Origin of the sequence: Aurantimicrobium minutum (assembly GCF_002355535.1) — a bacterium.
Lineage (GTDB): Bacteria > Actinomycetota > Actinomycetes > Actinomycetales > Microbacteriaceae > Aurantimicrobium > Aurantimicrobium minutum.
This window is the reverse complement of record NZ_AP017457.1, coordinates 1,163,253-1,186,865: the sequence shown is the minus strand read 5'-3', so window position 1 is coordinate 1,186,865 and position 23,613 is coordinate 1,163,253. Positions and strand designations below refer to the sequence as shown.

The 23,613-nt window shown below is 50.8% G+C and carries 22 protein-coding genes, 1 pseudogene and 1 riboswitch; of the genes and pseudogenes, 16 read left to right on the top strand and 7 right to left on the bottom strand.

Annotated features, from left to right (window positions below; genetic code table 11):
• The first annotated feature begins 125 nt into the window (after positions 1 to 125).
• The 3 genes from AUMI_RS05880 (at position 126) to AUMI_RS05870 (ending at position 5,958) form a co-directional block, all read left to right on the top strand.
• On the top strand, positions 126 to 1,508 hold the full coding sequence (locus AUMI_RS05880) for a hypothetical protein (protein WP_148664061.1): 1,383 nt from the start codon (positions 126 to 128) through the stop codon (positions 1,506 to 1,508).
• Positions 1,509 to 2,190: 682 nt separating this feature from the next.
• Entirely contained in the window at positions 2,191 to 5,664 is a 3,474-nt protein-coding gene (locus AUMI_RS05875; protein WP_096382393.1) for a TM0106 family RecB-like putative nuclease, read from the top strand.
• 12 nt (positions 5,665 to 5,676) lie between these two features.
• Entirely contained in the window at positions 5,677 to 5,958 is a 282-nt protein-coding gene (locus tag AUMI_RS05870; RefSeq protein ID WP_096382391.1) for a hypothetical protein, read from the top strand.
• 54 nt (positions 5,959 to 6,012) lie between these two features.
• Here AUMI_RS05870 and AUMI_RS05865 read toward each other — a convergent pair whose 3' ends face one another.
• Positions 6,013 to 6,333, bottom strand: a complete 321-nt coding sequence (locus AUMI_RS05865) for a hypothetical protein (RefSeq protein ID WP_096382389.1) — start codon at positions 6,331 to 6,333, stop codon at positions 6,013 to 6,015.
• 263 nt (positions 6,334 to 6,596) lie between these two features.
• On the opposite strand from AUMI_RS05865, the gene AUMI_RS05860 reads away from it, so the two are divergent.
• Positions 6,597 to 6,953, top strand: coding sequence for a hypothetical protein (locus tag AUMI_RS05860; RefSeq protein WP_096382387.1), 357 nt, complete (start codon positions 6,597 to 6,599; stop codon positions 6,951 to 6,953).
• Between the two features lie 4 nt (positions 6,954 to 6,957).
• Positions 6,958 to 7,476 carry a zinc ribbon domain-containing protein gene (locus AUMI_RS05855; RefSeq protein WP_172418269.1) on the top strand — a complete coding sequence of 173 codons (519 nt, stop codon included), beginning with the start codon at positions 6,958 to 6,960 and terminating at the stop codon, positions 7,474 to 7,476.
• Here the strand turns inward: AUMI_RS05855 and AUMI_RS05850 are convergent.
• Entirely contained in the window at positions 7,473 to 7,823 is a 351-nt protein-coding gene (locus AUMI_RS05850) for a hypothetical protein (RefSeq protein ID WP_148664060.1), read from the bottom strand. The genes AUMI_RS05855 and AUMI_RS05850 overlap by 4 nt on opposite strands.
• Before the next feature lie 39 nt (positions 7,824 to 7,862).
• Positions 7,863 to 8,600 (bottom strand): hypothetical protein, encoded by a 738-nt coding sequence (locus tag AUMI_RS05845; RefSeq protein ID WP_096382379.1) that lies wholly within the window; start codon positions 8,598 to 8,600, stop codon positions 7,863 to 7,865.
• Between the two features lie 40 nt (positions 8,601 to 8,640).
• A riboswitch (SAM riboswitch) is annotated at positions 8,641 to 8,759 on the bottom strand.
• Positions 8,760 to 8,889: 130 nt separating this feature from the next.
• Between AUMI_RS05845 and AUMI_RS05840 the strand changes: the two genes are divergently transcribed.
• The 4 genes from AUMI_RS05840 (at position 8,890) to AUMI_RS05825 (ending at position 12,215) form a co-directional block, all read left to right on the top strand.
• On the top strand, positions 8,890 to 9,933 hold the full coding sequence (locus AUMI_RS05840; RefSeq protein ID WP_197702055.1) for a BspA family leucine-rich repeat surface protein: 1,044 nt from the start codon (positions 8,890 to 8,892) through the stop codon (positions 9,931 to 9,933).
• Between the two features lie 241 nt (positions 9,934 to 10,174).
• On the top strand, positions 10,175 to 11,428 hold the full coding sequence (locus AUMI_RS05835) for an LPXTG cell wall anchor domain-containing protein (RefSeq protein ID WP_096382377.1): 1,254 nt from the start codon (positions 10,175 to 10,177) through the stop codon (positions 11,426 to 11,428).
• A gap of 114 nt (positions 11,429 to 11,542) precedes the next feature.
• Positions 11,543 to 11,929: an EndoU domain-containing protein gene (locus AUMI_RS05830; protein WP_096382375.1), complete on the top strand. Its 387-nt coding sequence runs from the start codon at positions 11,543 to 11,545 to the stop codon at positions 11,927 to 11,929.
• A 10-nt stretch (positions 11,930 to 11,939) separates the two neighbouring features.
• Positions 11,940 to 12,215: a hypothetical protein gene (locus AUMI_RS05825; RefSeq protein WP_148664059.1), complete on the top strand. Its 276-nt coding sequence runs from the start codon at positions 11,940 to 11,942 to the stop codon at positions 12,213 to 12,215.
• Here AUMI_RS05825 and AUMI_RS05820 read toward each other — a convergent pair.
• Positions 12,212 to 12,487 (bottom strand): hypothetical protein, encoded by a 276-nt coding sequence (locus AUMI_RS05820; protein ID WP_096382370.1) that lies wholly within the window; start codon positions 12,485 to 12,487, stop codon positions 12,212 to 12,214. The genes AUMI_RS05825 and AUMI_RS05820 overlap by 4 nt on opposite strands.
• Before the next feature lie 289 nt (positions 12,488 to 12,776).
• Here AUMI_RS05820 and AUMI_RS05815 point away from each other — a divergent pair, with 289 nt between their 5' ends.
• Both AUMI_RS05815 and AUMI_RS05810 read left to right on the top strand, forming a co-directional pair.
• The gene (locus tag AUMI_RS05815) at positions 12,777 to 13,163 is read left to right on the top strand and encodes an EndoU domain-containing protein (RefSeq protein WP_096382369.1); all 387 of its coding nucleotides are present in this window, start codon (positions 12,777 to 12,779) and stop codon (positions 13,161 to 13,163) included.
• 10 nt (positions 13,164 to 13,173) lie between these two features.
• On the top strand, positions 13,174 to 13,449 hold the full coding sequence (locus AUMI_RS05810; RefSeq protein WP_148664058.1) for a hypothetical protein: 276 nt from the start codon (positions 13,174 to 13,176) through the stop codon (positions 13,447 to 13,449).
• 32 nt (positions 13,450 to 13,481) lie between these two features.
• On the opposite strand, the gene AUMI_RS05805 is transcribed toward AUMI_RS05810, so the two are convergent.
• Positions 13,482 to 13,877 carry a hypothetical protein gene (locus tag AUMI_RS05805; RefSeq protein ID WP_096382364.1) on the bottom strand — a complete coding sequence of 132 codons (396 nt, stop codon included), beginning with the start codon at positions 13,875 to 13,877 and terminating at the stop codon, positions 13,482 to 13,484.
• A gap of 107 nt (positions 13,878 to 13,984) precedes the next feature.
• Between AUMI_RS05805 and AUMI_RS05800 the strand changes: the two genes are divergently transcribed.
• The 3 genes and pseudogenes from AUMI_RS05800 to AUMI_RS05790 all read left to right on the top strand — a co-directional run.
• The gene (locus AUMI_RS05800) at positions 13,985 to 14,374 is read left to right on the top strand and encodes an EndoU domain-containing protein (RefSeq protein ID WP_172418268.1); all 390 of its coding nucleotides are present in this window, start codon (positions 13,985 to 13,987) and stop codon (positions 14,372 to 14,374) included.
• Position 14,375: 1 nt separating this feature from the next.
• Positions 14,376 to 14,651 carry a hypothetical protein gene (locus tag AUMI_RS05795; RefSeq protein WP_096382359.1) on the top strand — a complete coding sequence of 92 codons (276 nt, stop codon included), beginning with the start codon at positions 14,376 to 14,378 and terminating at the stop codon, positions 14,649 to 14,651.
• A gap of 110 nt (positions 14,652 to 14,761) precedes the next feature.
• Positions 14,762 to 16,459, top strand: a pseudogene (locus AUMI_RS05790) (amidase); the annotation flags it as partial.
• Between the two features lie 326 nt (positions 16,460 to 16,785).
• Here the strand turns inward: AUMI_RS05790 and AUMI_RS05785 are convergent.
• Both AUMI_RS05785 and AUMI_RS05780 read right to left on the bottom strand, forming a co-directional pair.
• Entirely contained in the window at positions 16,786 to 18,594 is a 1,809-nt protein-coding gene (locus tag AUMI_RS05785; RefSeq protein ID WP_096382353.1) for an ABC transporter ATP-binding protein, read from the bottom strand.
• On the bottom strand, positions 18,591 to 20,390 hold the full coding sequence (locus AUMI_RS05780; RefSeq protein WP_231951717.1) for an ABC transporter ATP-binding protein: 1,800 nt from the start codon (positions 20,388 to 20,390) through the stop codon (positions 18,591 to 18,593). Before AUMI_RS05780 ends, AUMI_RS05785 begins: the two co-directional genes overlap by 4 nt.
• Positions 20,391 to 20,629: 239 nt before the next feature.
• On the opposite strand from AUMI_RS05780, the gene AUMI_RS08270 reads away from it, so the two are divergent.
• Positions 20,630 to 22,099, top strand: a complete 1,470-nt coding sequence (locus tag AUMI_RS08270; RefSeq protein ID WP_269457056.1) for an aminotransferase class I/II-fold pyridoxal phosphate-dependent enzyme — start codon at positions 20,630 to 20,632, stop codon at positions 22,097 to 22,099.
• 74 nt (positions 22,100 to 22,173) lie between these two features.
• On the top strand, positions 22,174 to 23,598 hold the full coding sequence (locus AUMI_RS05770) for a pyridoxal phosphate-dependent decarboxylase family protein (protein WP_096382348.1): 1,425 nt from the start codon (positions 22,174 to 22,176) through the stop codon (positions 23,596 to 23,598).
• Positions 23,599 to 23,613: the final 15 nt, after the last annotated feature.

Sequence of the window (23,613 nt, the reverse complement as noted above, 5' to 3'; positions counted from 1 at the left end):
GTCTGGATACTGGATACGAATCCTGGAACGCGCGTTCTAACCTAGGCATTGTTGAGTTTGAAAGCGGACACACTGCTCTTGCACGAGAATATTTTCAAGCAATCATCGATGCGGATATGGGCCCTGTGGATGAAGCAGAGGAATACATCGAACTCATCGACTCAGGAGAAACACGTCCACTCGATACCAGAGTCAATTGGGAGTACTCGGAGAAATGGAAAAAGGTAGACATTTCGAAACCCATTAGGGGAAAAGAAAAGCCCCAAGATCTCTACCTTCGTCTCATTAAGTTATTTGTTGAGCAGGACACTTGGTCTTCTATTGAAGAACCGTTTCGGCAAAGTCCAGCGGCAGCAATATACGGCTTAGTTAATGGAATAGACAATGGGCTTCATGAGGCAGGTATAGATATTGACCGTGAAGTCATTGTTCGGGCATGTAGCGACGCTATTCAGTTTGTCGTCGGGGAAAAGGCAGAAAGCGCGCGCCCTGGACCAGTCAACCTCGATGAGGAAATGCAAGAAACAGAGAGTATTGACGAAATCAACCCAGATTTGAATGAACAAAAACTCAACGAGTTGGCACAGTCATTCTCACATTCGTCTAACTCAAGCACCTCATCTGCCCCTAAGTTCTGCACCTCGTGCGGAAGCTTGGGGGAAAGTGTGTCTGAATTTGAAACAACGGTTGAATCGCTCCTTGACGCCGCAAAGGATTCAAATATAACCCAAGTTCAGGCTCAACTGACGGCTTTCTTCAAGGGCTCTGAATCAGATGATGACATTCGCAGTTCATGGGCAAAACAGGCCTACTCTTTGACAAACAAATATGAGGATGACCGCAGGTCATTACTTTTGCTCTCCGCAGCATTAGAGGTAACTTGGCCCGATTACACACGTGGCGATGGTTACTACAGTGAACCATCTGATTTGGCCGTTGCTGCCACGGTTATTGGCGTTAATAACTCTGATGAATCTTTCTTCACGTTCAGCAAAGATCTAAGTTCTTGTGCAGCAATAAACTTTTATGACCTTGGAGTTGTTTCAAACCCATCGGTATCTTCAGAGAACGTGATGTATGCAGTCAAACGGTCAAATCTTGATCCAGTTCGCTCGATTGCAGCGGTATCTAATGCACTTGAACGTGACCAGATTATGGATGTATTGGGCCAGATCGATTCCTCTGGTTGGCTTGTTGCAACGCTTTTAAAATCCGATGGTTGGTTCTGGCCAGAATGGCAATACGCTTTTGAACAAGCCTCATACAATTGCGAACCTTCCGCGGAGTTCTGGAAAATCCTTCTGCAGGAGATCAGAAAAAACCAGGAAGATCTCACTTCAGAATTCTTGTGGATACCAGAATTCATTGAAGAGTTCGAAGCGAACGAAGGACTAGACCCAGAATTTTCTGAAGAGACTTTTGAACTTCTCAGCAACAATCAGTCCCTGCGTAAACTCGCCATGGAATCAAAGTGGGAGCCTTTGATTGAAGCCCTTGAAAATTTGTAGTTAAGAAATCTTTTTCTAACTAAGGCGATTCGGGAAAGTTTCATTATCAATTTATCGCTTGTGTCAAATAGTTATCTCTGACAGAAGGAAATTTGAATGAAGCGTTATTTTGAATTCGTTGGCCTACATAGATTTTGGTTTAGAAAATATCCCCGAGGGCATTTCTGAAGACCGAATTTGGTCTGAAGAAAAAGACGAATACGGGGCATGTCTTTCTCAAGGTTTATTAAGAATGCAAACGGTTATGTAGTGATCCAGAATCCTTGCTCGACAGCTCAACGCTTTTCTACGCTCTCAACATCAATATTCAGAAGATGCCAGAGATGTTGGGGTCATGGCGTCCTCGATCCGTCTGATGTTGATTCAGAGGGCTGTTCTGGTTGCGACATGATTGGGACACAGTTTTTCTATGTTGAAACTAACTTTCCTCAAGTCATTTCTTCACAAAAAGATCTCGAGCATTTTTGCGAAACAGCCCTTAATCCCACGGGAAGTGTGATGAAAACCGGCTCACAAACTGGCGCCAAATTCTGTTCTGAATGTGGAGCTAAGAGAGAACCCGTGACAGCAAAATTCTGCTCTGAATGTGGAACGGGTTTTTGAATAATCTCAAGACCAGTTCCTGACTTATCCACTCTGTCCGTAGCTAAAGCTATTCTGAGAACAACGGACTGGGGGCATCATGCAACAACTCGAAGACGGCCGAATTATTTTTTCGGCAAGTGATCTGACTTCTGCTGCAGAGTGTGAGTGGGGGCTTGTTCGTAAGCTCGACAAGTTGCTTGGTCACGACATAGTGGTGCCAGAGTCTGACGACCCCATGATGAAGCGTGCGGGAAAACTCGGAGATGTTCACGAGCAAAAGATGCTCGACTCATTGATAGAGCAGTTCCCCTCAGGGGTAGCGAGCTTCGAGCGACCCAGTTACAACGATCCCGAAAACCCATGGCTAGAGCAGATGCAAGCGGTAAGCGAGGCAACTCTTGAGGCACTGCGTTCAAAGACTCCTGTTGTTTTTCAAGGGGCGTTTTTCGACGGCAACTTCCAGGGCTTTGCAGACTTTCTTATTCTGAACTCTGCGAATGAATATGAGGTCAATGACACCAAACTTGCTCGAAAAGCAAAGATCACTGCATTGATTCAGCTTGCAGCCTATGCAGATCAGTTGCGTAAAAACGGTATTGCAACTTCGAACAAGGTTCACCTTTTATTAGGAGACGGCAAGACAAGTACTCATGACCTTAGGGATATCCTCCCCGTTTTCCTTAAGCGTCGCGATCATCTGCTTGACATGATTGAGGAACGTCGTGTTCATCGCCAACAGGGCGGGGAAGCCTCACCCTGGAACGATCCGCTTTACTCGGCATGTGGAAGTTGTGCCGTATGTGAACCCAATGTGAAGTTGTTCGATGATGTACTCCAGGTTGCTGGCCTCCGTATGTCGCAGCGGGCCAAGCTTCGTGCAGCTGGAATCGAGACGATGACAGAACTTGCATCGACCTCAATTCATCAAGTCCCTGGAATCTCCGACCGAACTTTTGCTGGGCTCAAAGCACAAGCGCAGTTGCAGGTTGAAACGAGAGAGTCAGCCACTCCAGAGATGCCGATTTATCGAATTTATGATTCTTCGGCGCTTTCGGCACTTCCCAAGCCAAGCCCAGGGGATATCTTTTTTGACTTTGAAGGGGACCCTCTTTATCAAGAAGGCAACCTTTGGAACCTCGATTATCTCTTTGGATTTGTTGATGACAAGAATGCATTTGTTCCGCTCTGGGCGCATAACCATGCCCAAGAGAAGGAGGCTCTCATCCGCTTCCTTGACATTGTCCGCGAACGTCGCAAGCAATACCCTGACATGCACATCTATCACTATGCGGCATATGAGCGCACCCATCTTCTGATGCTGGCGGCTCGCTACGGCGTGGGTGAAGCCTTCGTCGATGAGCTTTTAGTCGACCACGTCTTGGTAGATCTGTTTCCCATTGTGAAGAGATCTATGCGGGTGGGTAGCTACAGCTATTCACTGAAGAAACTTGAACCTTTATATATGAAGGACGACGAACGAGATGGCGTTGCCACCGCAGCCGACTCCGTCATTGAGTACGCCAATTATTGTCAGCTTGTCGCAGAAGGTCACATGGCAGAGGCGCAAGCCAAGCTCGACGATATCGGTAGATACAACGCCTACGACTGCCGTTCGACTTTAGCCCTACGAAATTGGTTATGGGGGATAGCCCAAGAAAAAGGGGTTACCCCCATTCCTCCCAAGTCAATTGAACTCAAAGAAGCTCAAGAATCAACGGATCCGCTCTACGACTCATTGATGGGTCTCATTCAAGACATCCCGCTCTCGGAAAGAACACCTGACCACACTGCTGTAGCACTCACTGCTGCCGCCATTGATTTTCATAGACGAGAGAACAAGTCGTTCTGGTGGGCCCACTACAACCGTCTCGAAACCCCTGTTGAAGACTGGGAAGATACACGTGATGTTTTCATCATTGACAGCCATGAGGTAATTACTGACTGGCACACTACTTCACCACGACAAAAGAAACAACGGAGACATTTACTCCTTCGCACTACACCCGGTCCAGGAAGCAAACTCACCGAAAATGCAATGGTTTTCATGGTGTACCCCTCTGATGCACTCGCCATCCCTGAATCATCCAACCCTGCTGCAATGCGCACCGTTCAATTAAAAGTTCTTGAGGTGCTGAGTGAATCAGAGTTCATTGTGGAAGAAACCCAGCGTGAGGGTGAACCTAACCACGATCACACACCACTCGCACTTACTCCTGGCACTCCTCCGGACACGACAAGGTTAGCTACCGCAATTACAGAGTGGGGTGCTGAGCTTCTTGAGTCCTATCCGCGCATGCCAGAAAACGCATCCATGGATATTCTGCGCAGAATTTCTCCTCGAGGGCCTGAACTTACGCCAATCCAGAACGGTGAAACATATCAAGCAATCCGTGACAGCCTTCTTGCCCAAAAGAACTCATATGTTGCGGTTCAAGGGCCTCCCGGAGCTGGGAAGTCATTTAACGGTGGGCTTGTTATAGCTGACTTAGTCAATCTTCACGGTTGGAAGGTGGGTGTTGTCGGTCAATCTCACGCCACTGTTGAAAATCTTCTTCGAAGTGTCAATAAAGCAGGTGTGCCATCGGGATTAATTGCCAAAGCCCCACGCACAGGTGTGAAGACCCATGAGGTTGCCGCACTTCCTGACACAACTTGGACGCCACTCGAGAAAGAGAAATTTGCGGATTTCCTTGCCCAACCTGGCGGCGGTGTTATCGGAGGAACCGCGTGGGACTTCGCCAATGAATCCAGAGTCATGCGTGGGCAACTTGACCTGCTCGTCATTGATGAAGCAGGTCAGTACTCCTTAGCAAACACAATTGCAGCATCAGTTTCTGCAAAGCGGTTGCTCTTGTTAGGCGATCCACAGCAGCTACCCCAAGTAACGCAGGGGACTCACCCTGAACCTATTGATGGTTCCGCTCTTGGCTGGCTTACGGGGGAAGCTGAAGTCATTCCATCAGAACTGGGTTACTTCCTTGATACAAGTTGGAGAATGCACAGCAACGTCTGTTCTGTAGTGTCTGAGCTCTCCTATGACGGAAAGCTGACTTCCCATCCAAGTGATAGGCACCTTGAGGGGGTAAAGCCCGGTTTCTACCCCACGCCTGTATTCCACATGAATAATTCCACCGATTCACTGGAGGAAGCAGATGTAGTTGTTGAACTTGTTCAGTCACTACTATCCAAGATCTGGAATGACGGCAAGAAGTCAATGCCGCTTAAAGAGGCAAATGAGAACGTCATTGTTGTTGCTCCCTACAACGCCCAGGTAAACCTAATCAGGAACAAGCTTGATGCTCTTGGCCTAAATGACATTCGAGTGGGGACTGTAGATAAGTTTCAAGGGCAAGAGGCAGCTATCGCTATTGTTTCCCTGGCCGCCTCATCTGCAGTAGATGTCCCACGCGGAATTGAGTTCTTACTCATGCAGAACCGTCTGAATGTAGCAATCTCACGTGCGAAGTGGGCTGCATATTTGGTTTACTCACCAGAGCTCACTGAATTTCTCCCCACTAACGTACGAGATCTCAAGTTGCTAAGCAGGTTTATTACTCTTACAAATCAATGAGAAGGGAAACCAATGTCTGAAACCTCTTTTTTGGTTAGATGTCAAATACTTGGCGAGTTATGGGAAGAGTACAAGTTTGATGTGGAATTTGAAGATTTTATTAGTTTCAATGATCTGGGTTTGACACTTGCGTATGCATTTGCGAATGGAATCATTGTGGAGTCCGAAAAGATGAGACAACTCATTGATCAAACTTTCGATACATATTTGAATGTTTGCGGGCTTGAAAAAGATATCGGATTTGATAACCTCGCGGATTTATTCCGAGAAACTAATCAAGAGATAGATAAATAATTAGTTGCTTTGAACAATTCTGTGATTGTTTTGATCATCAAAACTCATTGAACTTCAGTATTTTCTATTGATTCTTTTCAGATTTCCCTTGTAAGCAATTTCGATTTCTTGGTACTCGCGTTGTGTTCCGCACCATCTGCAGAAGTATTCCTCATCAGTAAGAAACGCCATGCCACACCCCCCGCAACCAGGGCGAGGTATGTAAATCATGTATGGCTCGAACGGTGGCGGGGGTAAAGGAGCTTCTTCTTTGCCCCGAGCACTTATCGCTGCGATGACTAGCGAAATTAAGCCGGCGACTGCAATCACGATGAAAAAACCGACCATGCCAAAAACAAGAATGAGGTACAACGCAATTGGAATCGCAACAGCCATATGTTAAGAATGCAGGGAACCACTGACATCCGGTAACCGATTTATAACTGCTGAAACCTTCCGAGTACATGACTAAGTTATTGAAAAGAAGTAGATAACTCGTAACCGAGAAAACATGTCACAAGGATAGGAACTTTTTGGTTCTTCAAACATGAGGAGCGAGGAACTAACAAATTTCTCTCAAATACAAAAGAGAACTCAGCAGTGTTCATTGAAATAATTAGCGAAATGACGGGGGAGACCCTTCGGGGAGGTAAGTAGTGATGGCTTATTGCGGGCAATGTGGAACAGCAAGTTCGGGTGGTGCATTCTGCACTCAATGTGGGGCTGCCATTAAAGAGTCGAATCCGATATCTCCTAAAGCTTCTATTCCAACCACAGTCGAAAACAAGTCATCAATACTCGGCGAGCTATGGACTGAGTACAAAGATGCTGAAGGATTTAAGGACTACATAGATTACAACGACTTGGGTCTTCCACTGGCCTATGCCGTGTCTACGGGCATTATTGAAATAAACCCGCAGGTTCAGAATTACATAGAAGACTCATTTACTTTGTTGCTTGATATCCTCCACAAAGAAGATGAGGGATTTGAAGAGCTCTCTGAAATATTGGAGTAAAAAGTTGAGAACACTCAAATATGTTCACACTCTTCAAGACAACGTTTTTATCTTGTTAATCCCGGAGGGTATTTCCGAAGATCAGATTCAGATTTCTGCAAAAACCGAGAACTTGGATATTTCATTCGCATCGGATTGGAGAGATGAAACCATCATCTTTGAGCTAGGCCACTTCATTGATTTAGATGGCTTACAGTCCGATTATGGTAGCCACAATCGACCCGGCTTCCAGCTCAAAGCTTTCAAACAAGAATTTGAAATATCGGCGTATATAGATGTGGAAGATCATTACACGAATGAACAATTACTTGACGCTGCAGAAATGGGCTATGTAACTTTCACTGCAGAAAACAATGTAGAAGTAATTGACGAAATCTGCACAGTTTCAGATTGGCTTTACCCAGTCGAGTCGGAAAATCAACAAATTTCCAACTTTATTTTTTGCCCTAATTGTGGCAAAAAGTTTGTGCAATCAACCGCATCTTTTTGCTCCGAATGCGGAAGCAAATTGAATTTGGATTAAATTTTTCTAATTGGGAATACCTTCCCCTGATCCGTTTCCAACGCGCCATTTCGTATTTGTGCCGTCATGGCTTCGATATCTTCCTTGAATTTCCAGAGCTCTAAGCCGTAGCTCTGGATCTGTTGTCGGTTGAGATCAACAAACTGCATCAATGTGAGATCTGCCACCCAGTCGGTGTAACTAGGAACATCTACACGATTGAAGAGAGCATGTCCCGTGAGGTTTCGCGGAGTCCACCACCAGAGCTCGGTGGAGAAGAGAGTTTTTTGCTTGCTGTCTTTCACTACAAGTGCTGTTCCCAACGCAGGCATTTCTTTGCTCCCCTCAACTCCTCCTACTTTCACCATGGCACCACCCACTGACATTTCAGCGGGTGGTGCCTCTCCTCACTGGGAGATCCAGTGAGGAGAGAGTAGTTCTTCAGTGAGAGCTAGTGGCTCGTCTCCTGCCCGATATCGCTCTAACCAATTCGTCCACTGCTGGGCTTTCAGCCGGACATATTCTTTGTTGAGATTGCCCCAGGTTGTAGTGATCATGGTGTTTCGCTGGCCACGCTTGCGGAACTTCCTCACTTGAGTGTTGAGTTCAATGAACTCTTCTGGTGTGAATCCCGCATCTCTGAACTCGAGTGCAAGATCAATCCAGCCCTTGCTATTGGTAATTCCTGTTTGCTTAGCGTGCTTGTCATGTAGACCCATGACCGTGGCACCTAAGAACATGGGTGGGAACCGCAGCGTTGCTGCAGTCCACGCTCTGCGTTCTTCTTCTGTGCAGTCACCCCAGGGGTCTTCTTCGGGTGTGGTGTTCTCTGGGGTGTTACTGGCGAGTGTGCCCTTCTGGAGGAGCCATTCATAGGCAGTGATACCCAGGTCATCCCAATATCGGGCAACAGCAACCCACTGCCTATTCATGACGATGCCATCTCGGTGAAGAAGCTGAGTGTTCTGGAGCTTGCCCATGATGCTCAGTTCAGTGGGTGGGTTATCCAGCAGAGCGTTACTCCACTGAATGCGTTCACGTGGGGGGATTGGTCCCCAGAGTTCTTCCCGCAAGAGGCGAAGCTCTCGGCTAATGGGCTCTTTCTCATGCCAGGTGGTGCTGGGGATTTTTTCTGGTGCAGACATAGGTGCCTCCTTGGTGTTGTGGAGGCAGTGGTTGCTGCACTCCATTGACTTATATGAGCGCGGATACGCTTATATCTGTTCTTCCCCTAGGGCACCCCACTCAATGGTTGGGGGGTTGCCGGATAGCTAGCTAGGTACTTGGCGCTATCGCTCTGGAACGTTGTACCGAGTATGACACGAGCCGCAGACATTTGAGGTTTGGGGTGGGTGCCGTACGTTGCAACCAAACGGCGTGACTTTGTACTTTAAGCCCAACAGTCGAACAGGGAAAAACACCTAGACTTCGAATATGAGTCCTCGTGGTTTTAGACGTTTATGTGCTGTGGGGGCAGCATTATTCTCTGCATTATTTGTTGTGGTTTTTGGTGGGGTTGTTCCAGCTCATGCCGCTCCTGCGAATCAGATGCAGCTCGAGTTTCAAACAACCCAATGGAATGAAAACATCAGTGTTTATCTCGGAGGAGAGCTAACAAACGTCGTTATCAACTGGGGTGATTTAGATGCAGATCCATCCAGTCCTGACGTTATTCAAAATGTGACTGATCAAGGTCCTGGTTCTGGAGATATCACCCTCACCCAATCTCCTCTTTATGACGGAACTTTTGTAGTCACAATCACAGCAACAAAGTTGGAACGTTTTGGTAAATGCCTCGGTGGTTCCGACACAACCCTGACAAAAGTATTGAGCTGGGGAGACTTTGGCATGACGAGTTTGCGCTGTGGTTTTGATCACCGCAGTGAACTCAGACAAGTTCCGGCAACTCTTCCTGCCACGGTGACGGATCTCAGTAATGCATTTTCATATGCAAATGGATTCAACCAGGACATCAGCGGATGGAACACCAGCAACGTCACCAACATGTCACACATGTTTGAGTCCGCTGTGAGCTTCAATAGGTCACTTGCTACTTGGAACATTTCAAACGTCACAAATATGACTGACATGTTCAAAAAGGTTGGGTTCTATTCAATGTCGAATGAGAACTACTCCAGCACACTCGTTGGATGGGGTTCGCAGAGTGTGATGCCGAATGTGAATCTTGGTGCAGTCTCGACCCAAGCGGTCACTTGTGACGCAGTGAATGCCCGAGCCACATTATTAGCAAGTCCGAACAACTGGACTATTTCAGATGTTGCGCCAACCATTTCCTGCCCGACAAATAACAATCAGAACAACAACCAAAACAACTCTGGTTCTTCTGGTGCTGCCGCTGCAGAGCTTGCTCAAACGGGTTCTCCGGTAAACGGATACTCTGTGTTCGCATGGCTCCTGGTTATCTTGGGCACACTCGTCCTGGTATCACCAAGACTGCTCAAGAAATTCAATCAGTAGAGGTGCTTCAACACCCCGGGGTTTACAGGCAAGCTTCAGCTGTGGTGAAAAATCCTTTGTTTTCAGTTGGTATCGTTTCATCTTTGTAGTGGGAATTGCGTATAAATCAAGAACACTTCATGTGAATGTTTTACTCTGCCTTATTCGTACTGGTGTCATAGTCCAATAAACAAGTAGATTAAATGTCAGTCAGCATTGAAGCTGACTTTTCTTGTCGACCGAGCCACATGGGAAATCACTAATGAAGTCTGTTCGATCGATGAAACTTTTTGCTCTGGTTGTGAGCGCCTTTACTTTGGCTGGCTTTGGCGTCGTTGGATTTGCTGCGCCTGCTGCAGCAGTAACTTGCACGACTACCTACCTCGGCGATGGTTCTCAGAACAATCCCTGGCAAATCGCCACCAATAGCCAACTTGAATGTTTCGCGCAAGGGTCGAGCAGAGTTCCTGCCGGTGGTGGTGACGCTTACTTAGTTCAAACCGCAGACTTTACGAGAGATTCAATTCTGCAGATTGATCCAGGCTCTGGCGGTGCACGGAACTTTCACTACGACGGCCAGGGGCACTCCATTACTATTGATGGAGTTACTAACTTCGGTGGGCTCTTTTTCAACACCAACAGTGATGAAATCAAAAACCTTACAATCCATTCGAACAACTCCACCCTTGCCAATGGCAAAGGCTGGTTTGTCTGGCAAGACGTCAACAGCACATTTACTAACCTCAGTTCAACAGGTGCCATCTCGACTAATGGGGGTGGAATTGTTGGGGTTGCTAATGGGTCAACGATTAATAAGTCGTTTTCAACGGGCCAAATCGGTTTTCTTGGCGGGGGCATTCTCGGTGCTTTGTCTACTACCTCTACAGTCACTAACTCATATTCCACGGGCGACATTCTCGATTCTGCTGGAGGAATAGTTGGCTCAAATAGCTTCATGGCAGTCGTGAATTCCTCATATTCCTTGGGTTCAATTAGCTCAAACGCTGGAGGAATTATCGGTCGGACCGCGGCCTCGGTAACGGTTACAAATGTTTATGCCGCTGGAATCGTTAGTGGCACTGGTGCTGGAATCGTGGCGGGTGATTCATTAACCGGCCAAGTTGTGAATGCTTATTCAGTAGATGGACCTATTGTGGGTGCAAACTCACAGCCATTCACAACCACGAATACAGCTGTGGGAAATGGATATTTCAGTGCTGTGCAAGCTCGTACAGTACTTGCGCCATTAAACGCATGGGGAGAATGTGCTCAGGTTAACCCTGTCGGTTTTTATCTCACTGCAATAACACCAGTGAACCCTTGCACGGCTCCTTCGCCAACCCCGACACCAACCCCATCACCAACTTCAACCACCTCACCTGCATCGTTACCTGCAACGGGCACAGATATTGATGCTGTGGGATATCTCGGGCTGGGTGCCGGTGTCGTTCTCTCATTCATTGCTGGTCTCGGCTTACTTATTGCATCCCGCAGGAAAGCTGCAGATAAGCAATAAGCATTCTTTGTGATGAGGTAGTTGCTTCTCTCCACAAAGCGGTAAGTAGGACTTTGTCCACATCCTGGTTATTGGGCCATTGTTCTGCGCCACTGTCTTCTTACAGTGGCGCGCATGGTTTTCGAATCCTTTGCGCATGTTCCTGTTACGGAAGAACTCCTTCGGCACGTGTGGGAGGGGGAAGTAGATCCCACCAAAGGTGGGCATCGTTTTGGGTTAGGGCGAGAAGGAAAAACCGAGTTTCCTCAGGATTGGGATCTTGCCATGGTGGAACAAGCCATACACGCAGTATTGGAACATCCACAGAGCATCCGCGTTAGAGGAAGCGAGCTCAGTTGCCTCAGAGTAGTGAGAGAAGTAATGGTCAAAGTTATTCTCAGATCAAACGCCCAAGGCCTATTTATTCACTCCGTTTATCCAGTTTGTGGTGAAGGTGTTGTCACAAACTTCTACGGCAAAGCTGTTTCGGTGCCTCTCGATTTATCAAAATTGGAGTTTTAGAATGTTGATTATGGACAACAGCGAATTCGTTGCACGGGCGTTGCGGGATTATTTGCGACCTCTCGTAACTGAGAACGAAGTCCAGCACTTGGACACTTCAATTCAATGTGGTGAAGCAGATGCTGCAATTTTCAGTGGAATTAGCATTGCTCGCCACTTTGGTATTGCGCTTCCTCCCATTTTTCGCGAGAAAATCATTGAATTAGGAGTCCTCCCCATGGGCATGGATGAGGCAATTCTTCAAGAGTTTGATGCTCTTCCCGCTTATTGGCAGGCCGCTTCCTAATCCCGCTCTTCGTGGTTCCACTCGGCATCAGGATCAAACCCTGAACCGTATTGGGTCTCTGGATATCCCGTCATTGGTGAATACCCATGGGGGCCGTTGTAGTAGTCCCCGTTGTTCATGCCATCAATGTCGTCTGATGCCGGTGGTGTGTATCTGGTTGGGGTTTGTGTGGGGGAGCTCAAGAGCTTTCCAATGCCCCGGATAAAGGCAATAAAGCCCCACCCAATAAGTCCCAGCCCCACAAGGAGTAGTACTCCCGCAATTGTTTCCATGTGTTCCTCCCTCAATCAGTAGCACTTTAGGACCAGCCACGGACAGTGTGGTTTGTCCGCGTGGATTGGCAATGTCCGTGGCTGCTGTGATGCTCACTTTTTGTGACGGGGAATCGGCACGGGGGGCTCTGCTGAAACTGCCGGGGGAACCGTCACCAGTGAGGGGTGGTCACTGATCACCCCTCACTGCTTATGGGGCCCGCCCTCCACAGTTGGCAGTGAAGCGGGCTGTCCACATATTGATGTCGAACTCACTCATGCAATTGCTCCGCTCCTTAATCTGGCGCGCATGGTTTTCGAATCCTTTGCGCATGTTCCTGTTACCGAGGAACTCCTTCGGCACGTGTGGGAGGGGGAAGAAGATCCCTCACAGGGCGGACATCGCTACGGGTTAGGGCGGGAAGGAAAGACAGAGTTTCCGCCATGGTGGGATCTTGCAATGGTGCAGATGTCCATAGAATCCGTGCTTAATTTGCCGCAGCTTGTAGTGCACATGGGGAATGACATTTTGCTAGCTAGAGAAGTGGGGAAGGTGATTGTCATCGTGAAGCTCAAGAGATTAGGTAACCGGGTGAAAATCTCCACGGCATTTCCTGATTCTGGAACAGGAGTTGTGCGAACTAGCAGGGGATTGCGCAAAGAAATTCCCCTCAACAATTACCGCTGGGAGGCGTAAAATGCTCGTTATGGATGAAGCCACTTTGTTAGCACACGCAATGCGTGACTACATGAGGCCATTTATTGGTGATTCTCATTTACAGCTCATTGAAATTTCGATGAACGCTGGAGAGCCCTACTCAGCTCTTTCCACCTGCATGGGGATTGCTCAAGAACTTTCTATTGCGCTTCCGCCGTTATTTATAGAGAAAATAACTCACTTACCAAGTTGGAACGACTTTGACAGGGAAGTGCTTGCGGAACAGGCTCAACAACTGCCCGACTGGTTTCGACTAGCCTCCTAGAAAAAGTAGTCCGTCAGCGGTCAATGCTTTTTCTAAACGTTGAGCGCAACAATCAGTGTGCAGATAGCACTAACCAGGAGAACTGGAACCCAGAGGTTTCGTTCCTTCTTGCTCCTGCTAATGCTGTTGACAATGAGACCTAAGACGGCAAAGCCAAACCAGAACCAGTTCACAATGGCGTTCTGTCCGGGGCTCAGTGCTGGGGTGAGAATTCCCGCTTGGGCGAGGTAGTGCCCACACTGGGCAAGCATCACGATAGCTGAGACAGCTGCGGCGATGCGCAGCTGCCCCGGCAGCTTGCCGGGGTTCTGTCCACCGAGTGTGTATTCACCCCAGGGAGCACCTGAGAGAACTGCTATTTGAAATCCTGCGACGCCCAGTGAAATCAGTGCCTGGATGAGTGCTGCCGTGGTGACGAGTGTGGTCATGGTGCAAGTTTATGAAAGATGTTCTCCACATGAACATTTCTTAGCCTGAATCCACAGCTGGTGAAATGAGTCGGTTCCTGAAGTGTGGTTCACCACAAGCTGTCTGTATGACATTTCTGGATTATTCACATGTGGAGCTCAGTGAGGAGTTCATTGCTCATGTTTTGTTCGGTGAAGACAGTGACGCAGAAAAAGGTGGCCATCTATTTGGCCGAAAGAGAGAAAACAAAACTGAATTTCCTCCTAGTTGGGACGAAGAGCACATCACTCTCGCCTTGAAAAGCGTTCTCAGACAGCCACACGTTGTCTCTTTTCATCTTCCACGCATTATTTTGCAGAAAGAGGTTGATGGCGTTTACATCGAACTAGTACTCAGGGCCACAAACTCAGGGCTTATTCCGCATTCAGCTTTTCCGATTTATGGCGCAGGTGTTGTTCAGAACATCTTGGGCCAGCAGTTTCATCTTCCCCAGCCCAATTCAAGGAAAGGAAAGTAATATGGCTCTCATGACCGACCCGATGACCACTTCACGCGGAATACTCAAACTCATCAGTGAGTCAGTAAGTGCAGCCGATTTGGCTAAAGCATCTTCTACCTTGGAGCTGGGTTATCCACGGGATGCCATTTTCTATGCCCTTGTTGCGGCTCGTGACAGTGGAGCCAGTGTTTCCAGCGGAGTCAGAGAGCTCATACTCACAGGAATTTCTTGGCCAGAAGACGAGCTGAAGGACATCACTTCGACTCTCAAGAACATCCCTTTACTCGCTGCATAGAGATACCAAATCAGGTGCTCTCAAGGCCCTAACTTGCTTGAATAAAGTGTTTCCAACAAACGTGATTTAGGTCGTATTGCAGTCATTTTTTGCTCGATTAGGCTGGAGTAATGTCCTACAACGTTGTTGAGAAATCCTTGAGTGAACTGCGCCATGATTTGGCTGCTGGAGTGGTCACAAGTGTGGAGCTGGTAGCTCGCTATCTTGATCGCATTGCGTTCTATGATCGTCACGGAATTACTCTCAACGCTGTCCCTATCTTGAGCCCCAGCATGTTTGCTGAAGCGCGCGCTGCTGACGAGCGCCGCGCTCGTGGAGAAGTGCTCAGCCCTCTCGATGGCATCCCCTACACAGCTAAGAACAGCTACAAAGTTAAAGGCTTGACGGTTGCTTCCGGGTCTCCGGCATTCGCCGATCTCGTTGCAACCGATGATGCCTTTACTATCGCGCAGCTACGCAAAGCAGGTGCCATTTTGATTGGCCTGACAAACATGCCTCCGATGGCTAACGGGGGCATGCAGCGCGGTCTCTATGGCCGCGCGGAAAGCCCCTATAACGCCGACTTCCTCACCGCTGCTTTTGGGTCTGGCTCATCTAATGGTTCGGGAACAGCAACCGGGGCAAGCTTTGCTGCCTTTGGGTTGGGTGAAGAAACCTGGTCTTCAGGTCGCGCTCCGGCATCAAATAATGGGCTGTGTGCTTACACGCCCTCTCGGGGTGTGATTTCTACGCGAGGTAACTGGCCATTAGTTCCCACCATGGATGTGGTTGTTCCTCACACCCGAACCATGGATGACATGTTGGAACTGTTGGATCTCATCGTGGATGACGACTGGGAAGTCCGCGGAGATTTCTGGCGCATGCAGCCCTGGGTTCCAACCCCTAAGAGCTCGGAACTGCGACCTGACTCGTATGTGGGGTTAGAGAACCCAGAGGCGCTGCGCGGAAAGCGCATCGCGATTCCGCGGATGTATATCAACAAGGATCCCGAGACCATTGAGCTTGAGGAGATTGACCGTATTCACACTCGTGACTCCGTTGTGGAGCTGTGGAATAAAGCCAAGGCTGACTTAGAAGCATTAGGTGCTGAGGTTATCGAAACAGATTTCCCCGTCGTGACCAACTACGAAAGCAGAGGCCCAGGGGCCACCAACCTCGTTGCCAGGGGTTTGGTTCCAGAAACCTTTGCCGAGCATGAGTTGTGGGAACTGTCCATGTGGGGATGGCATGACTTCCTAGCCGCCAATAATGACCCTCACCTCAATGCTCTCGAGCAGGTTGACGGAGACAAGATTTTCCCCGTACCCACCGGGTCGGTACCCGGTCGTTATGACGACCACCTGCACCGCTTTGCTCCTGAGGATGTTCCCCTTGAAGAATATGTGGTGCGCGCCAAGCGCGATGGTATTCCTGCGCTCGAAGACATTCCCGACATGGCCGAAGGTATTCCAGGTTTAGAAAAGGCACGCAAGCTGGATCTTGAAGACTGGATGGACGAGCTTGGCCTCGATGCTGTGGTGTTCCCTGCTGTAGCGGATGTGGGCCCCGCTGATGCTGACGTTAATGAGGTATCTGCTGACTTGGCATGGCGGAATGGAACCTGGGTTGCCAACGGCAACCTGGTTCCTCGCCACCTCGGAATTCCCACCGTGACTGCTCCACTAGGCGTTATGGCAGATATTGGCATGCCCGTGGGTCTGACCTTCGCTGGCCGCGGTTATGACGACAGCAACCTCTTAGCTTTTGCATGGGCTTTTGACCACCAGCGCAACCGCCGTATTGCAGCACCGAGAACACCTGAACTTGGGGAAGCTTCTTGGAACGCAACTGGTAACACAGGTGAGGGAACCCCCACCCTGGCGGTCTCCGCCACCGCAGGTGAGGTGACCGGGGGTGTGGTTCCCATTCGTGTGGTGATCAACACCACGGCAGCCGAGGTTGCTATCACCATCAATGGTGTTGCACTCTCTGGTGTTCTCACCGACGAGGGATATGTGGTGGAAACGACCGTTTCCGAGATAGAGCACACCCGTCTGCACAGTGAATGGCGCGGAGGTTATGGCTCGCTTATTGTGGTGCTGGCACGCACCGGCCACGATGTTGTCGGAGACTATGTCGTGGTGGGAGGCGTGGCCTAAGCCAGAGAATCCCGCCAAGCGGTGTGCAAGCTGGCGAACTTACCTTCACCCTCAATGAGGTCATGAGGTGTGCCATCTTCGATGATTTCACCGTGTTCCATCACAAGAACTCGGTCAGCAATGGCCACCGTCGACAGGCGGTGGGCAATGATGATGGCGGTGCGATCAGAGAGCAAGGTTTGTAAGCCTCGCTGCACCAAGCGTTCGCTGGGGATATCCAAGGAAGCGGTTGCCTCATCCAAGATCAAGACGGTGGGGTCTGCAATAAATGCGCGGGCAAAGGAGAGCAACTGGCGCTGTCCTGCCGAGAGGCGACCACCGCGCTTATTCACATCGGTGTCATAGCCTTCGGGCAGTCGCATGATGAAATCATGGGCACCGACGGCAGTGGTGGCCGCAATGATCTCGTCTCTGGTGGCACCGGGCTTACCCAAGGCAATGTTCTCGGCAACGGTTCCCGAGAACAAATACGACTCTTGGGTCACCATGGTTACGGCATTGCGCAGGTCTGCATTGCTCAGGCGACGTAAGTCAATGCCGTCCAAGCTGACGGTTCCTGAGGTGGGGTCATAGAAGCGGGCCACCAGCTTGGCCAGTGTTGATTTACCGGCACCGGTGGTGCCCACCAAAGCAATGGTTTGGCCAGCAGGAATGTGCAGGTCCAGATCTGGCAACACCACGGTGTGCTCGTTGTAGCCAAAGCGCACGTGGTTGAAATCCAACGCACCTTGGGGGTGGGCAAGAGCAATGGGGTCTTCGGGTTCGGTCACGGTGGCACGCTCTTCGAGCATGCCCGAGACTTTCTCTAGTGCTGAGGAGGCATTCTGGAAGGAGTTGTAGAACATGGCCAACTCTTCCATGGGCTCAAAGAACCGGCGGGTGTACAAAACTGCAGCCAAGAGCACACCCACATCCATGACACCGTTGACCACACGGAACGAACCCAAGATCAATACGGCAGAGAGAGTGAAGACACCAATAACTTTGAGGCCTGGGTCATAGGTTCCAAACAGGCGAATAACTTTCCTGTTTGCTTCGCGGTAGTCGTCGACGGCAACGGCGTAGCTTTGTTCGTTGCGTTCTTCGCGGCGGAAAGCTTTGACCGCACGAATACCAGTCATGGTCTCCACGAATTGAACAATCAACCGGGCAGAGAAGTTGCGCGCTTCACGGAACTGCTTTTTAGAGGTTTCTGAGAACCACCTGGTCAGGTAGAAGCAAGGAATGAGCGCAACCAGCAGCGGCACTGCACTGGAGGGATCCAGAGCAATCAGAGCACCTGCGGTGAAGAGCATCAGCAGCACACCTCTAAAGAGGTTGCTGATGCCACCGTCAAGAAGTTCGCGCAGCACTTCAATATCGCTGGTTTGGCGGGCAATAACCCGGCCTGAGGTGTAGTTCTCGTGGAAGCTCATGCTCAAGTTTTGGGTGTGCTGGAACACACGCTCGCGCAGATCAATCAGTACCGTCTGGCTAATCACCGCGGAGGAGCGCATATAGACCGCCATCATGGTGGAACCAGTGATGGCGGTGATGACATAGGCGCCCACAATGAGCTGTGCAGGGAGCCAGTTATGGTTTTGCACCACCTGGGTAAGCCCTTGGTCAATACCGAGTGCAAGTAGGGCAGGACCGGCAACCTGGGCAGCCGTGCTGATCACAACAACAAGCAGCGTCCAATACACCCGCACCCGCACAGGGTGCAGCAGGGAACCCAGCAGCGCTAGGGAGCGCTGACGTAAGCGCTTGCCTTCTGCTTTTGTGAAGTCGGAGCGTTCTTCTCCGCGAACACCGGTAATGCTCATTGCTTCTCCTCATCCAGTGAAGCAATCACGTTGCGGTATTCGGGGCAGCGAGCCAGCAGCTCGGAGTGGGTGCCCACATCCAAGATTTTTCCTTCGTGCAGCAAAGCAACGCGGTCGGCCAGCATCACTGTTGAGGGGCGGTGCGCCACAATCAATGCCGTGGTGGTGTTGAGCACGTGGCGCAACGCCTTCTCCACAGCGGCCTCCGTCGTGACATCCAGAGCAGAGAGGGGATCATCTAGGACGAGGATGCTGGGCTGAACGGCGATAGCTCTGGCTAAGGCTAAGCGTTGGCGTTGACCACCGGAGAGGCTCAGGCCTTCCTCGCCTATTTTGCTCTCAACGCCGTTGGGCAAATGGCGGGCGAAGTCTGCCTGCGCAATATCTAAAGACTGGTTCAGCAGGGCTTCTGCCTGCTGTTGTTCCTCTGGGGTTCTTGCATCGCTGAGTTCTTCACGGCCTAAGAGCACGTTCTCTCGAACAGAGATAGAGAACAAGGTGGCGTCCTCGAAGGCCATGGCAATGCGGGTGCGCAGGCTTTCAATGGAGACATCTCGAATATCGACGCCGTCGATAAGGATCCGTCCGGAGGTGACATCAAAAAGGCGCGTAGTCAGTGCGGTGAGGCTGGTCTTTCCAGATCCTGTTGCGCCCACCAGTGCCATGGTTTCCCCTGGCTGAATTCTCAGGTTGATGCCATTGAGTAGGTCGGGGTGTTCTGAGGAGGAATCTTCATAACGGAAGTGAACGTCCTCGAAGACCAGTGCACCGGGCCCCGCAGGGGCCTGGGGTGCACCGGGCTTGTCCAGGATTTCTATCGGCGCATCCATGACTTCGTGGAAACGATTGAGGGAGCTTGCTGCCTCAATCGAGATCGACAGCATGGGAGCAATCGATTGCATGGGTCCTTTGAGCAGGGCTGCGGTAGCAAAGAAAGCCACGAGTGTTCCCACCGAGACCACGCCGCGTTCTGCCTGCACAATTCCCAGCAGCAAGGTCAACGCGAAACCGAGGTCAGGAATGAGCAACATCCAGAACCACATGCGCCCGTTGGCCCGGCCCTTGGCAAGCTCAGTTCCCCGCAAGATATTGGCTTGGTCCAGGAAATCATCGAGGGCTTCGCCGGCGCGACCAAAGGACTTCAGAACACGAATACCGTGAACTGATTCTTCAATGGTGGTGGCGAGGTCACCTTGTTGGTCTTGAGAACTGCGAGCTAACTGAGAGAACTGTCGCTGGAAGCGAATGCTGAAAATAATGAGCGGAAGAGAACAGGCTAAGAAGATTCCGCCGAGCAACGCACTGAAGGTAAAGAGCATGGTGAAACCAGCCACCAACATGATGGTGCTGGTAATCAACTGCACAAAAGCAAACGAGATCCAGCGGCGAACCGTGCTGACATCTCCCATCGCGCGGGAGAGGAGCTGACCACTTTGCCACTTGTCGTGGAAGGCCACCGGCAATTGCTGCAGGTGAATATAGATGGCATTACGCATCTTGCCTTCGAGGTGAACACCAGGGCCTAAGGTGAGCCAGCGGCGTAGGTAGATGAAGATCACCTCGGCCATGCCGAGGGTGAAAATCACGGCAACGCCGGGAATGATCTGGGCAATATCCCCTGAGGACAGGGGGTTGTCTACCAACCAGCGCAGAGCTAGGGGAATAGTCAGTGCTGTTGCAGCAGCAGCGAGTGCAATGAAGACGCCCAGAAACAGACGGGGGAATGCACCCTGCACATAGGGAATCACGCGCCACAAACTCTTCACAGTTGATAACTGCTGAGTTTGTATGGTCACGGGGAATTCTTTCTAAGAAAAAAGCTAGTCCGGCACCCGAGTGCCTGGGCTTTGTATGGTTCAGGAGAGAAAAGTGAGCTCTCGAACCCACAGACTGTAACGTCTGTGCACCCTGTAATTATTCCGGATAAGGCTCGGCAGAAATGCCGGAGCCCGCCTCAACCTACTCTCTATGTGAGCGGGCCGTAAAGTTTTCATTTCCTTCACGGGGAAGAAGGTGACAGAGTCAGAGTATGACCATGGATGCTTCAGAGAGAACCCCTTATGCTCATGCCCTCGGAGAGTTCGCTCGCAGGGAGACCCTGCGCCTGAACACCCCCGGTCACAACGCGTCAGAGCTGGCCTCCGAAGCTCTTGCCGCGTTCTTTGGCCCTGAGGCTCTCCTGCTCGATGCCCAACCATTGCTCAGTGGCTTGGACAAGGGAGAAAACAATCCTTTCGATCGTGCTGTGCAGGCAGCAGCGCGTGCGTGGGGTGCACGGCGGAGCTGGTTTCTCACTAATGGTGCCTCCCAAGGAAACAGAATGGCCGCACTTGCCTTGGCGCAGTTTGGCTCTGCTGAACAACCGGTGATTACTCAGCGCAGTGCACACTCGAGCTTTATTGACGGCATTATTCTTGGCGGAATCTCACCCCGTTTCGTTCAGCCCACCATTGATACCCAACACGGCATCAACCACGGCATTACCCCTGAGGTTTTTGCTCAGGTGGTTGCCGAGAACCCCGATGCCAAAGCTGCTTATGTCATTAGTCCCTCCTATTTCGGAGCTGTGGCAGATATTGCTGCGTTGGCAGATATTGCTCACGCAGCAGGAATGCCCCTCATTGTTGATGGGGCGTGGGGTGCACACTTTGGTTTCCACCCTGATGTGCCAGAAAACCCTCTGGCACTGGGTGCAGATGTGCTGGTCTCCAGCACCCACAAACTCGGCGGATCGCTGACCCAATCGGCCATGCTCCATCTGGGTAAAGGGCCATTCGCAGACCAACTCGAGCCACTGCTCGAGAGCGCTTTCTCTCTCAACCAGTCCACGAGTGAAAGTGCGCTCCTGCTGGCCTCACTGGATATTGCCCGCGATGAGTTGGAATACGGTCACGACCGCATCGCGCTCGCGATCGCCTCGGCAGATCGCTTACGCGATGCCGTTCGCGCTTCTGATCTGTTGTCAGTGGTCAGTGACGGGTTTGATCAATTCCCTGACATTGTTACCCACGACCCACTGCACGTCTCGATTGATGTTCACCGCCTCGGACGTAGTGGCCCAGATCTGCGCGAAGCACTCATGGACGAATTCGGTATCTATTGCGAGATTGCCTCCCACAGCTGCATCGTGGCACTGGTCGGGCCAGGCATGGAATTTGATGCTGACTTCTTTGTCTCTGCACTGGTTTCGCTTGCCGCCCCTCAAGGCACCTCCTCAGAAGCTGCCGAAGTTCTTCCGTTGCCTGCTCCAGGAGAGATGAAGGTTCTTCCCCGAACAGCATTCTTTGCCGCACGCGAACTCGTTCCATCTAAGGAAGCCATCGGCCGCATCAGTGCAGATTCCCTGGCGGCCTACCCACCAGGAATCCCGAACGTGATGCCCGGAGAAGTCATCACCACAGAGGTGGTCGAGTTCTTGCAGGCTATAGCCACCGGCCCTGGAGGGTATGTGCGCGGAGCACACGACTCCGACGTGAGTTCTTTCTGGGTGGTTCAAGAAAACTAGGTTGTCCGACAGGCAGGACACACTTTCGCACTCAGCGCGTGAAAAGGCTCAACCCCACGACATAGCCTTCTTATATGGATCACGACCTTCGTTTGGGCGCTGCGCGCAAAGACATTCTGCACTCCACTTTGGAAACAGTTACCCAGGTGTGGGAAGGATTCGACAAAGCCCGAGAAGAAGAACCCGAGCTCACCCAAAAGACGGTGCAGCTGCTCTCCGAGCACCTGCCCGAGCAGGGCATGACCGAAGTCGACGCCCTCGACGAGGCCGTCGATGTGCTCGACCAATCCCTCGCCCAGTCACGCCCCCGCTTCCTGGCCTATATCGGCTCCAGCGGATTAGAAATCGGCGCTATTGCCGACTTCTTGGCTGCCTCCTATGACATCAACCTCGCCGTAGACGCCCGAGCCGCATCCATGCTCGAAGTTCAAACCAGTAAATGGCTTGGAGAGTTCATTGGCTTCCCCAACTCCCGAGGATTGTTCACCTCCGGTGGAACTGTGAGCAACATCACGGCGCTCGCCGCAGCACGCCACCGTGCTGTTCCCGAATCCCGCGAGTTTGGTAACACCGTCCCGATGGCGGTCTATGTTTCCAGTGAAGCCCACTACTCCAACAAGCGTGCAGTGGAATTGTTGGGGCTGGGAACACGAGCTGTTCGATCGATTGCCATCGATGAGCAGCACCGCTTGATTCCTGCTGCCTTGGAAGAGCAGATCAAGGCAGATATCGCTGCCGGTGTGAAGCCGATGTGCATTATTGCCAGTGCAGGCACCACTCTCACTGGTGCTGTGGACACCCTGCGTGAAATTGCCCGCATTGCCCAGACTTATAACGTCTGGATGCATGTCGACGGTGCGTATGGTGCTCCTGCCGCAGGAACAGATGTTGCCCGTGAGCTCTTTGATGGTATCGAGTTAGCTGACTCGGTCACTATCGATGCGCACAAGTGGCTCTTTGTGCCCAAAGCGTGTTCGATTGTGTTGGTCAAAGACTATGCAGCTCTTGCTGCCACCTTCGGTCACAATGAGGCCTATATGCCGCACGAAGGTGAAGAGCCCAACCCCGTAGATGTGACCCTGGAGTATTCGCGCCCACTGCGTGCGTTGAAATTGTGGCTGGGTTTCAAAGCCCACGGTGCTGGAGCTTTCCGCGCAGCCATTGAGCACAACATTGCTTTGGCGGAGCTCACCTACTCGCGAGCGAGTGTGAATCCGTCCTTCCGAGTTTTGCCTCACCGCCCCCAGCTTTCGATTGTTCCGCTACAGCACATTCCTCACGGCATGACAGACCCCCAGCAAATCAGTGAACACAACGCGAAGTTGTGTACGGCCATCGAAAACGATGGCCGAGTATTCCTCTCACCTGCAGTGATCAACGGAGAAGTGTGGCTTCGTCCCTGCTTCACCAACTTCCGCACCGAAGCTAGTGATGTCGACGTGCTCTTCGAGGTCATAGATGAACTGAGTAACACTCTTCACCACACTTCACGCAACTAACTTCGGTGGGAGAAT

Coding starts and splice junctions, on each gene's coding strand:
- AUMI_RS05820 (WP_096382370.1), bottom strand. CDS start 12,487: ATGGAAACAATTGCGGGAGTACTACTCCTTGTGGGGCTGGGACTTATT.
- AUMI_RS05850 (WP_148664060.1), bottom strand. CDS start 7,823: ATGGTGAAAGTAGGAGGAGTTGAGGGGAGCAAAGAAATGCCTGCGTTG.
- AUMI_RS05800 (WP_172418268.1), top strand. CDS start 13,985: ATGACATTTCTGGATTATTCACATGTGGAGCTCAGTGAGGAGTTCATT.
- AUMI_RS05840 (WP_197702055.1), top strand. CDS start 8,890: ATGAGTCCTCGTGGTTTTAGACGTTTATGTGCTGTGGGGGCAGCATTA.
- AUMI_RS05865 (WP_096382389.1), bottom strand. CDS start 6,333: ATGGCTGTTGCGATTCCAATTGCGTTGTACCTCATTCTTGTTTTTGGC.
- AUMI_RS05805 (WP_096382364.1), bottom strand. CDS start 13,877: ATGACCACACTCGTCACCACGGCAGCACTCATCCAGGCACTGATTTCA.
- AUMI_RS05845 (WP_096382379.1), bottom strand. CDS start 8,600: ATGTCTGCACCAGAAAAAATCCCCAGCACCACCTGGCATGAGAAAGAG.
- AUMI_RS05785 (WP_096382353.1), bottom strand. CDS start 18,594: ATGAGCATTACCGGTGTTCGCGGAGAAGAACGCTCCGACTTCACAAAA.
- AUMI_RS05795 (WP_096382359.1), top strand. CDS start 14,376: ATGGCTCTCATGACCGACCCGATGACCACTTCACGCGGAATACTCAAA.
- AUMI_RS05835 (WP_096382377.1), top strand. CDS start 10,175: ATGAAGTCTGTTCGATCGATGAAACTTTTTGCTCTGGTTGTGAGCGCC.
- AUMI_RS08270 (WP_269457056.1), top strand. CDS start 20,630: ATGGATGCTTCAGAGAGAACCCCTTATGCTCATGCCCTCGGAGAGTTC.
- AUMI_RS05810 (WP_148664058.1), top strand. CDS start 13,174: ATGGATGAAGCCACTTTGTTAGCACACGCAATGCGTGACTACATGAGG.
- AUMI_RS05875 (WP_096382393.1), top strand. CDS start 2,191: ATGCAACAACTCGAAGACGGCCGAATTATTTTTTCGGCAAGTGATCTG.
- AUMI_RS05815 (WP_096382369.1), top strand. CDS start 12,777: ATGGTTTTCGAATCCTTTGCGCATGTTCCTGTTACCGAGGAACTCCTT.
- AUMI_RS05825 (WP_148664059.1), top strand. CDS start 11,940: ATGGACAACAGCGAATTCGTTGCACGGGCGTTGCGGGATTATTTGCGA.
- AUMI_RS05770 (WP_096382348.1), top strand. CDS start 22,174: ATGGATCACGACCTTCGTTTGGGCGCTGCGCGCAAAGACATTCTGCAC.
- AUMI_RS05830 (WP_096382375.1), top strand. CDS start 11,543: ATGGTTTTCGAATCCTTTGCGCATGTTCCTGTTACGGAAGAACTCCTT.
- AUMI_RS05860 (WP_096382387.1), top strand. CDS start 6,597: ATGGCTTATTGCGGGCAATGTGGAACAGCAAGTTCGGGTGGTGCATTC.
- AUMI_RS05870 (WP_096382391.1), top strand. CDS start 5,677: ATGTCTGAAACCTCTTTTTTGGTTAGATGTCAAATACTTGGCGAGTTA.